This is a genomic window from Bacteroides hominis (genome assembly GCF_033042785.2).
In the GTDB taxonomy this organism is placed as follows: Bacteria; Bacteroidota; Bacteroidia; order Bacteroidales; family Bacteroidaceae; genus Bacteroides; species Bacteroides hominis.
The window spans coordinates 2,114,576-2,129,298 of sequence record NZ_CP178829.1 but is presented as its reverse complement, the minus strand read 5'-3'; the positions used below and the strand labels follow the sequence as shown (position 1 = coordinate 2,129,298).

The window sequence follows — 14,723 nt, the reverse complement described above, 5'->3', positions numbered from 1 at the left end:
AGTTAACACTATGCAAAAACGCGGTATCGCAGCTACTGCTTTGTGCGCAATCACTACAATTGAGTTTAATCTTAAAAACCAAAAGCAGGATATAATTTTAGCCAATATTGAGGCACTGGCACAAACTGAATTTGATTATAATAATGGTGCTGAAAGAAGAATAATGGACTCTTTCCAAAGTGAGCCTGTTTATCAAGTAGATGTAAACGGAAACAAAACTATAGAAACAATTTTTGTTTATACGGAAACGAGTTGTTATGGCAGCGGTATAATCGCATGCGAATATGATTTTAGTGCAGACATTAGTCAAAGACCTCTTTAATATGAAAAAAAAGATATTTTTCTCCGGCTTCCTATTGATGACAATGTTCTGTGGATGTATGACCCAGAATGAAATAACAAGCTCGATTGCAGAGTTAGAAACAGTAGAGAAATCAGTGAATGACACTCTTTTTCTACAAAATCCGCAGGTCTTCTGCCTGGAAACAAAAGACAATGCATTGATAAAACGCATTAATCGGGTAATAGAGTGGAAAAACACCTATTATATTTTAGATAAATCCATGAAGCAAGTGTTGGCTTTCAATGACAAAGGCAAACATCTATTTACCATACACCGTGTAGGAGCAGGTAAAGGAGAATATGGAAGTATACTGGATATAGCCATAGACAGGCAAAATGAAAATTTAGTATTCTTAGCCGACCCGACCTCACTGATATATTATGACTTGCAAGGGAACTTCATCAGAACTACAAAACTACCAGGACACTATCATTCAATAGCTATTGATAACGGAATGATATACTTAGAAAATGCCACACTTATTAATAATCAGTTATCCACATCATCCATCACAGTAATAGCCCCAAACGATCAAAAGACTGAATTATTAAAACCACTCCGAGAAATAGCTCCTTATTGTTTTATCGGAGGACATCAACTGGGCGGAACAGCTCCTGTTGTATTTACCAGAAAGTTTGATGATACGATCTATCAACTGGAAGACGGGAAAATAAATCCTTACTACTCCTTCAATTTTATGAATGAAAGCTTTCCGGAAGCAGCCAAAGACAAAGAATACACCTGCCGCGAACTTAATAAGTTCACATGGGACCGATATGTATATTTAATGACTAACGTGACAAACGCCCCCCAATACTTATTATTCAATACGAATCTATTCGGTATATATGTATTTGATAAAAATCAAAACAAGTTATTGAAATACAACAAGATATACAATACGGAATACCAAGCAGACTTGCACCAATACATACCGGTAGAAGGAGCCAATAACCGAGTATTCTTTACGGTTTCTCCCACGACCCTGTTCAGCCTCAAAGCTATAGTTGACAATCATCCGTCTTTCAAAAACAAAATGTCCGATAAACTATATAAATTGACAGAATCATTGGATAGTGACTCTAATCCGGTGATTTTTAGCTATCAGGTAAAATAAACCGCATCCCCAAACCCCACCGATTGAGGGTGTGTCGAAACTTTTATTCACCACACTCTCAGTCGGTGACAGCAAAAATTCTATCTTTCTTTTATTTCTCCAGACCGTCTAAATCAATCTCTACGATCACATCCGTTCCTTTGCCCGGAACAGAACTTAGAGTCAGAACTCCTTTCAGATTTTCCACACGCTCCTTTATGATAACCAGACCAATTCCCGACTTTCCGGTTTGTTGTTCAAAGCCTTTGCCATTGTCAGCTATTGTCAGCTTTATCCTGTTTCCCTCCCGAACAAGAATAATCTTAATATGAGTGGCCTGCGCATGTTTCAATGCATTGCCTGTAGCTTCCTGTACAATTCGATAAATCTCCAATGCTACTTTCTGCGATAAATGATCGAATCCCTCCTCCGGTTCAAGCACCAAAGTCAGTTCGGTCTGTCCCGATTGATTACGCTGATAGACATAATCCTGAAGAATCTCAGACAGGGAAGCATATTTAAAGACAGGCGGCATCAAATCATGTGAAATTCCCCGCACTTCGGTTTGCAAAGCTTGTAATGTATCCAAAACCTCTTCCCGACTACTCGTCCCGTCAGCAATTTTCATTTTAATGGCCAGCAACTCGTTCGAAACATTATCATGGAGTTCTTTAGCCAGACGGTTTCGCTCTACCTCCAGGCCCTCAAGATAATACTGCACTTTACGCTGTTGTGCCTCATGCACCAAGGCTTGAAATTCGCGTTCTCTCTCTTCCAGTTTTGCCTTCTGCAATTCAACCGTCAATTCCGTTTCCTGTTGTTTCAGCTTGGCAATCTGCAACATCCCCTCATGAATACGCTGACGGGAACGATAACGTATCAGCAACAGAACAATCGTAATCAGCGCCAATACAATCAAGGTAACAGAAAGAATATTAATCCACTTGTTCTTTTCATTGATGGCCGTAAGTTGCTTCACCACCCTCTCTTTTTCGTCCAGACTATATTGTGCCCGTAACTTCTGAATAGTCTTACTACTATTTTTATCAAACAACCGGGTTTCATACTTCAATGAATTGCGGGCAGCCTCCAGAGCTTTATTATAAAGTTCCTGTTTTTCGTACACTTTGGCCAATAAGGTATAGAAATCAATCAAAGAATGATAATAATCCACCTCCTGCTCTTCATTCATTTTTTTCAGTTCATGCAATCCATCCTGTAGATGTTGCTCGGCCAATTCATAATCCGCCTGATAATAGGCAATCACCCCCGAAACATAGCTAAGTGACACGTTTGCATCGATCTTCTTAGGATTCATCAGTTTTTTACCCGTTTCAAAACATTGTTCCGCTTCCTTTATCTTACCGGCCTCACTATAGACAACTGCCTGATGCAAATAATTATCGGATATAACGTAGCCCACATCATATGGATTCTCGGTTGATGTGTATACCTCAAAGGCTTCCTGATTGTATTTTGTCACAGAATCCAACAGATTCATCCGATGTTCATTTTGATATAAAGCATAAAAATACTTTGCTTTTATGGTCAATTTCAATATCTGCTGAAAAGGAAAATCCACCGGCAGATCTTTCATCGCTTCGGACAGATCATTCAACCCCTCATCATCTTGCCACATGGAATAAATAATAGAAAGATCATAATATATTTCCGTCAGAATTGCCGGCTTCACCGCATTACGATTAAAATAATCAGCAGCCTGATAATAATTTTCATGCGCTTTCTCCATCTGATTTTTATCAGAATAATAGATACCGGCAATATAATGCATCATACCGGCAATATTATTGTTTTCAAACTTCCCTTTGTTCATAAAAGCACTATCCAGATAGTTTTTAGCTTCAGCCATGTCTCCGAGCTGATTCTCAAACATCGCAACAATTGAATAAAGGCGGGTAACAACCGCTTTATCTTCCACCTCTTTGGCTTCGGGAATCAATTGCTTCAGTACGGCAATCTGATGTTCCCGCGAAAGATATGCGATATCTCCGGTCATATAATAACGTTCCATCAAAGGAATCGTTTTATCTTTCATCAGATTCATAATTGAATCATACTGTACAGTATCGTCTTGTGCATTGACGGCTACAACGTAGCAAAATAAAAATAAGAAAACAGATAGTAGTTTCTTCATAAATAAATAATAGTTAAAGTGTAATCCTCTGACATTTTCTTTTGTCACTCTGCCAACCGAAGGTTAAGCCTTGTGTTAGTCACAAAAGTACAAATAATATAGTTGGAGCAAATTAAAATCAAACATAATTTCAATAAACAGATATGCCGATGGAGCCTGCACATATCTCTTTGCAGTCCCCATCGGCATATCTGTTTAGTTGGAATTATACCAATAACAATGATTTCAGTCTTCCGGATTCAATATCACATTTACTTCCGACGACACAGCTGTTCTAACCGGTTTCATACCCAAGCACGAAATGTGAAGCATCGCACTTCTGGGAGCCGAAATAACAAAATGTCCGTAAGCGTCAGAAACGGTTCCCAAAGTAGTACCTGAAATAGATACAGATGCCCCCACTATCGGGTTATTCAAATGATCCTTGATCGTTCCTGTTACTTTTACCAGTTCATCCGAGTTCATGGTAGAAAAATAAAGTTTATTTAAATCATTCGCATTTTCTCCTTTCAACGTAATCAAAATAACACCATGTTCGGCTTTATCTCCATAGATCCTTACCGACTCTTTATCTTTCAGCACACTGATGGACTCAATCATATCCGGATTGATCGCCTCCATTTGTTCGCCGGTTATCTCTTTTCCATCCACCATTATCAACGGTTGAGGCTGAAAATCGACCCGTCGGGTTGCAAACGGAGACAATCCATTTCTTTTCAATCCATCCGAGATAGTAACTTTACTTGAAATTGATACTGTATCCAACTGTGACACTTCAATGACCACCTTCTCCAGAGCATTCTTTTTCACCGTGTCCACTGCTACCTCGATCGTTTTTTCCGGTACTTTTTTCTCCACTATCTGCTTTAAATCATTAACTTTGACGGCAGAAATCTCTTCCATCTTACCGGAGATTTCCGGACGTGCAAATGCAGTCACAGCAATGGCGGCCAAAGGAAGTACATACAAATACTTCAATCGTGCCCAGGGATTTGATTTTTCTTTTAACATCATAGTGATACGTTTTTTAAGTTTACTGTGATTAAAGCTGTTGGCCATAGAGTAGAGCCTTGTGCCAACAGCTTTCTTTATCAGTAATAACTGATATTGCTTAGCATTGACACCCTCCCTTATCACCGTTTCATCAGCCTCGTATTCATGTATATTCTGCAGTTCCTGCTTCAACAGCCAGGAAGCCGGATTAAACCATTGAAAGAAAATACAAATGTCCGCAATCAGCAAATCGACAGAATGCCGGTTACAGATATGAGCCGTTTCATGGATTAGTATTTCTCTACCGTCTTCTTCTAAATCTTTCTTAGAAATAACAATGTATTTCATCCAGCTAAAAGGAGAAATTTTGCACTGATGAACCACTAAAGTTATTCCATTTCCCATCCTTTCTTTCTTGCCCGACCTCAATAATGCCAGCAAACGGATCAGGGAATAAAGATGACGGCACACAAAAAAAAGAATACCTGATAAATAGATTATCAAAATGATCTGAATACCCGATACAGATGCCCCTTCTGCCTGTGTCACCTCAGATGCCGGCATATCTGCCATCATCAATAACTGTTCGATAGTAAGCATTGTCTGATGCATTTCCGTCTGTTGGGTAGTAGTCAACTGAATCAGAGGCAGCAGCAGTGACAGCAACAAAAGAGCCAACAGAGCAATTCGGTTAAACCGGTGGAACGTCTCCTTACTCAGCAGTAAACGATAAAACAGATAAAAACCCGCCAAACAGGCAGATGACTTCAGTATATAGACAAAAAAGACTCCCATATATTCATTATTTAAGATACGGTTCCAACTTCATTTTACTCATCATTTCCCTGCTCCACCTCCTGAATCAGTTTTTTGAGATCATCGAGTGAAATATCTTCTTCCTTCACCAGTGACGAAACGGCACTGAGATATGAATTATTGAAATATTTACTAATCACACTCTTCAACGTACGTTTACTGAAGTCGGACTCACTGACAACCGCATAATACTGGTAAGTATTGCCATAAGTATGGTGTGCCAGAAAACCTTTCTCTTCCAGTCCACGCACAATAGTAGACAATGTATTAAAATGTGGCTTCGGCTCATCATAGAATGCTAACATTTCTTTCACAAACAAAGGACCTTTCTCCCAGAAAAATCCCATAATTTCCTCTTCTTTTGCTGTTAATCCTTTCATAACTTTTCTTCTTTTGCATGCAAATAACGAAAAGATTTAGTTCAAAAACTAATTTTAGCAGTTAATTAAAACTAAAGGGTTACCCGATAAATGCGTAACTGAACCTGCATTTAAATGGAATTGATAATCAAAAGATTATATTTACCTGAATTTCGCTCCCGATGTAAAGCCATTTACCCGGGCATGTAAAAGCGTTTACCTCAGCATGTAAAGCCATTTACCGCGGCATGTAAAAGCATTTACCCCGGCTGGTAAACGGAACCGGCATTCAAGGTTACGGATGTCCACACATGGAGTTAGCGTCAAGACAACGCCTTCTTCGGATAAACCAGATTTTGACAATGCATGAGAAAAACCACACATTTGCCGGATGAACCGAAATTATCATGTACCTTTGTACCTCTGTTATAGAATTACTTGATTATGAACCTGAATACTCCGGTAGAAATTCCATCTGGATTCATCCCCATCCACCATGCACAGCGACTGCTGATAATGGGTTCCTGTTTTGCAGAAAACATCGGAACCTTACTTGCTGAAAATAAGTTCCAAGTAGATATCAATCCTTTCGGTATCCTATACAACCCATTGTCCATCTCAATGGCCTTGCGTGAAATCATTCGTAAAAGGCTGTATGAAGAATCCGACCTTTTCTCGTATCGTGAGTACTGGCACAGTCCAATGCATCACGGCTCTTTCTCCGCAGCCACTCCGGAAGAAGTTGTACGGAATATACGGGTCCGCCTGGAGCAAGCACACAAAGAAGTGAAACAACTTGACTGGCTCATGCTGACCTTCGGCACCGCATACGTATATGAACAAAAAAAGACGGGGAAGGTAGTAGCCAATTGTCACAAATTGCCTGAAAAGGATTTCGTACGCCGTCGTCTGGAGACCGATGAGATAACAGAAGACTATATCCAGTTACTGGACGAACTGATTTCACTGAATCCAAAGATCAAAATATTGTTCACAGTCAGCCCCATCCGTCACGTACGCGACGGAATGCACGCCAATCAACTCAGCAAAAGTGTATTGCTCCTTGCCATCGACCGGCTGATGCAACGTTACCCACAAGCCACTTTTTACTTCCCTTCTTACGAAATAATATTAGACGAGCTCCGGGATTACCGTTTCTACGCAGATGACATGGTACATCCGTCGTCATTGGCCGTCAATTACCTCTGGGAACGCTTCTCGGAAACATTTTTCCGTCCCGAAACGCAAGCACTGATTAAGGAGTGCGCAACCATACGGAAAGCCATTGCACATAAACCTTTCCATCCCGAGTCAGAAGAGTATAAAAGATTTTTAGGACAAATTGTGTTAAAAATAGAACGACTTAACGAAAAATACCCGTACTTAGATTTCGAAAAAGAAACAAACATGTGCCGACTGGCGCTTCGATAAATGTGCAAATATGCCAATGCTTTATTATTATGTCATATACAATTGAATCAATCGTTGAAAAAATAGGTGCACGGCGTCTGGGAAACAAGCCTGCTACCATCGACTGGCTACTGACAGACAGCCGTTCGTTATGCTTTCCGGAAGAGACCCTCTTTTTTGCCATTCCTACCAAAAGGAATAACGGCGCACGCTATATCCCTGATCTCTATGAACGGGGAGTCCGCAACTTTGTAGTAACAAGCGAGGATTTCAAGGGGCTCACCATGGATAGTGAACAGCTGAAAGTGACAATGGCTCAGGAATGCAATTTCCTTATTGTCCCCAATACTTTAAAGGCACTTCAGAAACTGTCCGAACAACATCGCGGCTCTTTCCAGATACCTGTAATCGGCATCACGGGCAGCAATGGAAAAACCATCGTCAAAGAATGGCTGCACCAACTGCTCAGTCCCGACCGGGTAATCGTACGTTCGCCACGCAGCTACAATTCACAGATCGGCGTACCGCTGTCCGTCTGGCAGATGAACGAAGAGTCCGAATTAGGTATCTTTGAAGCCGGTATTTCGGAAATGGGAGAGATGCGTCCATTACAGAATATGATCAAACCGACTATCGGTATCCTGACTAACATTGGCGGGGCACACCAGGAAAATTTCTTTTCATTGCAGGAGAAGTGCATGGAGAAACTGAGTTTGTTTAAAGACTGTGACGTCGTCATTTACAATGGTGACAACGAAATGATAAGCAATTGTGTCGGAAAGTCGATGCTGACCGCCCGTGAAATCGCATGGAGCATGAAGGACATCGAGCGTCCGCTCTACATCAGCAGGGTGGAGAAGAGAGAAGACCATACCGTCATCTCCTATCGCTATCTGGAGATGGACAATACATTCTGCATCCCCTTTATCGATGATGCTTCCATAGAGAACTCCCTGAATTGTCTGGCCGCATGCCTGTACCTGATGGTACCCGCCGACCAAATCACCGAACGTATGGCACGTCTTGAACCCGTAGCCATGCGCCTGGAAGTAAAAGACGGCAAGAACAACTGCATCCTGATCAATGACAGCTACAACTCAGATCTTGCTTCACTGGATATTGCCCTCGACTTCCTTTACCGCCGTTCACAATCAAAAGGTTTGAAACGTACTCTAATTCTCTCAGACATTCTGGAGACCGGGCAAAGCACAACAACGCTCTATCGCAAAGTAGCACAACTGGTTCATAGCCGGGGCATCGAGAAGATTATCGGCGTAGGAGCTGAAATCTCCTCGTGTGCATCGAAGTTTGATATAGAGAAATATTTCTTTCCCGACACAAAGGCACTTTTAGCATCAGATGTCATAAAGAAGCTCAAAAATGAAATCATCCTGATAAAGGGTTCCCGCAACTTCAGTTTCGACCTCGTATCGGAGGAACTGGAACTGAAAGTGCACGAAACCATCCTGGAAGTCAATCTGGGTGCAATGGTAGCCAATCTGAATCATTATCGTTCGATGCTCAAACCTGAAACCAAAATGGTATGCATGGTGAAAGCATCGGCATATGGAGCCGGTTCATACGAAATAGCCAAAACCCTTCAGGAACATCACGCCGACTATCTGGCAGTAGCAGTAGCCGACGAAGGTTCCGATCTCCGCAAAGCCGGTATCACAGCTTCCATCATTATCATGGACCCGGAACTGACAGCGTTCAAAACCATGTTCGACTATAAACTGGAACCGGAAGTATATAACTTCCACCTGCTCGACGCACTGATTAAAGCTGCAGAAAAAGAAGGCATCACCAACTTCCCGATCCACGTAAAACTGGATACGGGCATGCACCGGCTCGGATTCGAAGAAAAAGATATCCCGCAACTGATTCGCCGGCTGAAGAATCAGAATGCCGTGATACCCCGTTCGGTCTTCTCACATTTCGTGGGAAGCGATTCGCCCCAATTCGACGCATTCACCCGTCAGCAAATCGAACGATACGAACATATGTCGACTGAGCTGCAAGAAGCATTTCCACATAAGATACTGCGCCATATCTGCAATACGGCGGGTATCGAACGTTTTCCCGGAGCACAATTCGATATGGTGCGGCTGGGCATCGGATTGTATGGTATCAGCCCCATTGACAATTCAGTCATCAACAACGTAAGTACACTGAAAACAACCATTCTCCAGATACGTGATGTAGCGGAGGAAGATACGGTAGGATATAGCCGCAAAGGACATCTGGTTCGTCCTTCGCGCATCGCTGCAATCCCCATCGGATATGCTGACGGTCTGAACCGCCATCTGGGATGCGGGCACGGTTATTGCCTCGTCAATGGTAAAAAAGCTCCATATGTGGGTAATATCTGCATGGATGTATGTATGATAGATGTGACGGATATCGATTGCAGAGAAGGTGACCAAGCCGTGATTTTCGGTGACGAGCTGCCCATTACCGTTCTTTCGGATACCCTTGACACCATTCCTTACGAGGTACTGACAGGTATCTCAACCCGGGTAAAGAGAGTATATTATCAGGATTAAACTCTTCCACGGATTCCTCTGGACACCACAAGTCCCCGGAATCCGGTAATTAAAAAGGGATAAACCATCAGGGGGCGCATTGAAAGTCTTTCCACCACAGGGGATACAGAGTAGCACAGAATATTCATATTGATAATCTATGATTTAAAATTTATTCTGCGCTACTATGTGTCCTTATGGCAAGTTTTGACATAGCCCCTCTTTTCGTTTTTATCGCTTCCGTTTTCGCTTTTATGATTCCGCTCCTTCTATTTTCATCCAAAAAAATCTATCTTTGCACAAACTAATACAATGATGTTATGACAAACCTGTTATTATTGGGATTTATGCCCAGCGGCTCCGAATGGATTATCATTTTGCTGGTTATTCTCCTGCTCTTTGGCGGAAAAAAAATTCCCGAACTGATGCGAGGTCTCGGCAAAGGAGTGAAAAGTTTTAAAGAAGGCGTAAATGAAGCCAAAGAAGAGATAAACAAAGCTAAGAACGAAATAGACGAACCTTCAGATACGGAGAAGAAAGATAAATAATTCTTTTGCTCTCTCCATCTTTATCTTTGCATAATGGCAGAAAACAAAGAGCTGACTTTTTGGGACCACCTGGACGAACTGCGCCGGGTACTTTTTCGGATGATTGCCGTTTGGTTTGTACTGGCTGTGGGATACTTCATAGCCATGCCTTATCTGTTCGACTCTGTGATTCTGGCACCCTGCCATAACAATTTTATCTTTTATGACCTTCTCCGCGAAATAGGGCGTACATTCAATCTGACAGACGAATTCTTTACCCAAGACTTTAAAGTCAAATTGGTCAATATCAACCTGGCTGCCCCCTTCTTCATTCATATGTCCACTGCTTTCTGGATGTCGGTGGTCACTGCTATGCCCTATCTGTTTTTTGAAATCTGGCGTTTTATCAGTCCCGCTTTATATCCCAACGAACGAAAAGGAGTGCAAAAAGCACTTACCATCGGTACGGTTATGTTCTTTATCGGAGTCCTGCTGGGCTACTTCATGGTCTATCCTCTCACTCTACGCTTCTTATCCACTTACCAACTCAGTGCTGAAATCGAAAACCAGATTTCTCTGAATTCCTATATTGACAACTTTATGATGTTGGTATTATGTATGGGATTGGCTTTTGAACTTCCGCTATTGACATGGTTACTCTCTCTGTTAGGGTTGGTCAACAAATCGTTCCTTCGGAAATACAGGAGGCATGCCATCGTTGTAATTGTAATTGCCGCAGCTGTAATCACTCCTACCGGCGACCCTTTCACACTCAGTGTTGTCGCCATCCCGCTCTATTTGCTCTATGAAATGAGTATATTGATGATTAAAGACAAAAAAGCGGCCAGTTCATAGAGCTCTACGTTTTATTGCCAACCATCATCAGATGTTTCCATCTACATTTTTGTCCATCCGCATGAGATTCCGGGAATTATCATGTATTTTTGCTGTATGGAAAATGAAGTGAACGAATCTTTTGAGATCCTGCTTGCAGCTTGCCAGACCACAAACGACAATCTGGCAATGGCTTACAAACAGTTACGTGACCTGCTTGAACGATTGTGCCGGGCGCAAATGCAGGATGAAAGCCTTCAGATGACTGACCTCTCAGCACGCATCAGTTTCGTATCCGCACGAGCCGGCCTGACGGTTGTCGAACAAAACCGGCTGCACACTTTCCGGCTGACCTCGAATGCCATTCTTAACCGCAAGGAAGAACCGGTACGCGAAAAACTGCTGCGAGATATCAAGACACTTGCTTTCTTTATACGCAAACTTTATGAAATTGAGATTCCCAGTACGCTCTATCGCCTACTGCCTCGTACCGATGCAACTTATATCGTGGCTCCTCCGGCTAAGAAACAGGTAAAACGAATGCGTGTATGCTATCAATATGCAGACGAACAGTATCTTTATGTTATTCCGGTCGATGCGCTTGCCGATGAGTTTCTCCGGGTACGCTATAACGTTCCTCAAATCAACGAGGAATTTGCGCAGACTTGTGAAATTCTATGGCACCATGCCCAACTCAATCTGCTCGACGTAGCTATTGACGAAGCCGGCATTCTGACCCCTTCGTTCATTGTACTTGAACCGGACTATCTGATCGATATCAGTTCGTTAGCCGAATGCTTCCGCGATTACGGACATCATCCTGCCAACTATGTATTGGCACGCCTCCAGCCCATTGAGAACGCCCGTCCGCTACTTCTGGGAAACATTGCCAACCTTTTTCTTGACGAATGGATTCATGCTGAAGAGGAACCGGACTATAGAGAATGTATGCAGAAAGCTTTCCGCCGTTACCCGATTGAGCTGGCAGCCTGTGCCGACTTACGCGATAAGGAGAAAGAGCGTCAGTTCTTTGACGATTGCAAACTACACTTCGAACATATCCGGGAAGTGGTAAACGACACTTTCCATGCTCCGGGTTACGAATTGGACAAGAGGGACGCTGTGCTTGAACCTTCTTACATCTGTGAAGCACTCGGTCTGCAAGGACGACTGGATTATATGCAACGGGACATGTCGTCCTTCATCGAAATGAAATCCGGAAAAGCAGACGAATACTCTATCCGCAACAAAGTAGAACCGAAAGAAAACAATAAAGTACAGATGCTGCTTTACCAAGCAGTGCTGCAATATTCTATGGGGATGGATCATCACCGGGTAAAGGCTTACCTACTCTATACACGCTATCCCTTACTCTATCCGGCACGTCCGTCGTGGGCAATGGTACGCCGCGTCATCAATCTGCGCAACCGGATCGTATCCGATGAATACGGAATCCAGCTACGAAACAGCGTGGAATATACTGCTTTAAAACTCCAGGCCATACAGTCCGACGTACTTAATGAACGAGGATTATCCGGCCGTTTCTGGGAACAATATCTCCGCCCTTCCATCGATAACCTATCGCAGAAACTGGGTTCACTCACCTCGTTGGAACGGTCGTACTTCTTCGTACTCTATAATTTCATAACCAAGGAGTTATATACTTCCAAATCTGGAGATGTCGATTATGAAGGCCGCACCGGTGCAGCTGCCTTGTGGCTCTCCACTTTGGCAGAGAAATGCGAAGCCGGGGAAATTCTTTATGACCTGCACATCAAAGAAAACCATGCAGCGGACAAACATAAAGCACATATTCTTCTTTCACAAAAGAAGAAAGAACCTTTGTCTGAAGAGACGAAAACATCCCCGGAAAAAAACGAGCCACAAGCCCTGCCTAATTTCCGCCAGGGAGATGCCATTGTTCTCTACGAGCGTAACAGAGATGAGGATAACGCTACTAACAAAATGGTATTCAAAGGCAATATCGAATCCATCACAGAAGAAGAGATAGGTATCCGCCTGCGCTCCACTCAGCGAAACAGTTCCGTACTTCCTCCGGACAGCCTTTACGCAATCGAACACGATACCATGGATACCACTTTCCGAAGCATGTATCAGGGACTGTCAGCTTTTGCTTCAGCAACAAAGGAACGGCGTGATCTATTGTTGGGACAACGTCCGCCCGAGTTTGACTCCGGACTGGACGGACACATTCTTTCCGCCACCGATGACTTCTCCCGGGTGGCTCTGAAAGCACAGGCTGCCAAAGACTATTTCTTACTGGTAGGTCCTCCGGGAACCGGCAAAACTTCGTGTGCCCTGAAGAAAATGGTAGAAACCTTTCATAGGGAAGAACAGGCGCAAATACTTCTCCTTTCATATACTAACCGGGCTGTAGATGAAATCTGCAAAGCCCTTTCGTCTATCCACCCGAAAGTCGATTTTATCCGTGTGGGCAGCGAACTTTCATGTGATGAAGCCTATCGCGACCACTTGATTGAAAATGAACTATCACACTGCTTCCGCCGGTCCGAAGTAACCGAGCGCATCAGTCACTGCCGTATCTTTGTAGGGACAGTGGCCTCCATTTCCGGTAAGCCCGAACTCTTTCGCCTGAAAAAGTTCGATGTAGCCATCGTGGATGAAGCCACTCAAATTCTGGAGCCTCAACTGTTGGGCATCCTCTGTGCCCGCAGTGAAGATGGAGAAAATGCCATTGGCAAATTTATTCTGATCGGTGACCATAAGCAGCTACCTGCTGTCGTATTGCAAAATACCGGACAATCGGAGATTTATGATGAGGAGCTACGTGCCATCGGACTGAAAAACCTCAAAGATTCTCTCTTTGAGCGCCTCTATCGTACCGCACGTACATCATCAACCGATCTTCTCCCTTCTGTTTCCTCTTCATCACCCAAAGGACATCGCTCCTTCGATATGCTTTGCAAGCAGGGACGGATGCACCCCGAAGTAGCCCTTTTTGCCAACCGTGCTTTTTACGAAGGGCGGTTGATCCCGGTGGGACTTCCCCATCAGGTTGAAACCATAGAAGGAATGTCAAGAATAGTCTTCCTTCCTTCGGAAGCAGAACCACAAGGAGCTTCGGCAAAAGTCAACCACTCGGAAGCATGTATCACAGCCCGGCTTGCAGCAGACATTTACCGGCAATATGCCGGGACTTTTGAAAGTACACGCACCTTGGGGATCATTACCCCTTACCGAAGCCAGATCGCTTTGATTAAAAAAGAAATTGCCATGTTGGGAATCCCGGAACTGAACTCAATTCTGGTAGATACCGTAGAACGTTTTCAGGGAAGCGAACGAGATGTCATCATCTATTCATTCTGTGTAAACTACCCCTACCAACTTCGCTTCCTCTCTAATCTGACAGAAGAAAATGGAGTCCTTATAGACCGGAAACTAAATGTCGCGCTGACCCGCGCACGCAAGCAAATGTTCATTACAGGAGTGCCCCGACTGCTTGAACAGAATCCAATTTATGACAGTTTGATAAAATTAATAAAACAGCGAGAGGCATTATCTTAATTTTGCAGTCCTTAGCTTTTATTCTTTCTTTCTGAACTTCGTTAACACCTCAGTATATCGCAAACCGCTATATTTGCACTACGTTTTTTTCATAGAGATTTAGATTTAAGGTTAGAAGA

The 14,723-nt window shown here is 43.1% G+C and carries 10 protein-coding genes; 7 read left to right on the top strand and 3 right to left on the bottom strand.

Features of this window, described 5'->3' with window-relative positions; genetic code table 11:
• Positions 1-10: 10 nt before the first annotated feature.
• Complete coding sequence (locus tag R3O62_RS08925) at positions 11-322, top strand: hypothetical protein (RefSeq protein WP_005775625.1); 312 nt, start codon at positions 11-13, stop codon at positions 320-322.
• Positions 285-1,460: a 6-bladed beta-propeller gene (locus R3O62_RS08920; RefSeq protein ID WP_269110084.1), complete on the top strand. Its 1,176-nt coding sequence runs from the start codon at positions 285-287 to the stop codon at positions 1,458-1,460. Before R3O62_RS08925 ends, R3O62_RS08920 begins: the two co-directional genes overlap by 38 nt.
• Before the next feature lie 91 nt (positions 1,461-1,551).
• Here R3O62_RS08920 and R3O62_RS08915 read toward each other — a convergent pair whose 3' ends face one another.
• From R3O62_RS08915 to R3O62_RS08905, 3 genes are all read right to left on the bottom strand, one after another.
• Positions 1,552-3,594 carry a tetratricopeptide repeat-containing sensor histidine kinase gene (locus R3O62_RS08915; RefSeq protein ID WP_005810203.1) on the bottom strand — a complete coding sequence of 681 codons (2,043 nt, stop codon included), beginning with the start codon at positions 3,592-3,594 and terminating at the stop codon, positions 1,552-1,554.
• Between the two features lie 225 nt (positions 3,595-3,819).
• Positions 3,820-5,382: a M56 family metallopeptidase gene (locus tag R3O62_RS08910; RefSeq protein ID WP_165016884.1), complete on the bottom strand. Its 1,563-nt coding sequence runs from the start codon at positions 5,380-5,382 to the stop codon at positions 3,820-3,822.
• Between the two features lie 35 nt (positions 5,383-5,417).
• Positions 5,418-5,783, bottom strand: a complete 366-nt coding sequence (locus R3O62_RS08905) for a BlaI/MecI/CopY family transcriptional regulator (RefSeq protein WP_005775621.1) — start codon at positions 5,781-5,783, stop codon at positions 5,418-5,420.
• Between the two features lie 423 nt (positions 5,784-6,206).
• Here R3O62_RS08905 and R3O62_RS08900 point away from each other — a divergent pair, with 423 nt between their 5' ends.
• The 5 genes from R3O62_RS08900 (at position 6,207) to R3O62_RS08880 (ending at position 14,604) form a co-directional block, all read left to right on the top strand.
• Entirely contained in the window at positions 6,207-7,193 is a 987-nt protein-coding gene (locus tag R3O62_RS08900) for a GSCFA domain-containing protein (RefSeq protein ID WP_005818485.1), read from the top strand.
• Positions 7,194-7,222: 29 nt separating this feature from the next.
• Positions 7,223-9,718 (top strand): bifunctional UDP-N-acetylmuramoyl-tripeptide:D-alanyl-D-alanine ligase/alanine racemase, encoded by a 2,496-nt coding sequence (locus R3O62_RS08895; RefSeq protein WP_032538145.1) that lies wholly within the window; start codon positions 7,223-7,225, stop codon positions 9,716-9,718.
• A 299-nt stretch (positions 9,719-10,017) separates the two neighbouring features.
• Positions 10,018-10,245 (top strand): Sec-independent protein translocase subunit TatA/TatB, encoded by a 228-nt coding sequence (locus R3O62_RS08890; protein ID WP_005775616.1) that lies wholly within the window; start codon positions 10,018-10,020, stop codon positions 10,243-10,245.
• 33 nt (positions 10,246-10,278) lie between these two features.
• The gene (tatC, locus tag R3O62_RS08885) at positions 10,279-11,079 is read left to right on the top strand and encodes a twin-arginine translocase subunit TatC (RefSeq protein WP_005775615.1); all 801 of its coding nucleotides are present in this window, start codon (positions 10,279-10,281) and stop codon (positions 11,077-11,079) included.
• 81 nt (positions 11,080-11,160) lie between these two features.
• Positions 11,161-14,604: an AAA domain-containing protein gene (locus R3O62_RS08880; protein WP_269110083.1), complete on the top strand. Its 3,444-nt coding sequence runs from the start codon at positions 11,161-11,163 to the stop codon at positions 14,602-14,604.
• Positions 14,605-14,723 lie beyond the last annotated feature (119 nt).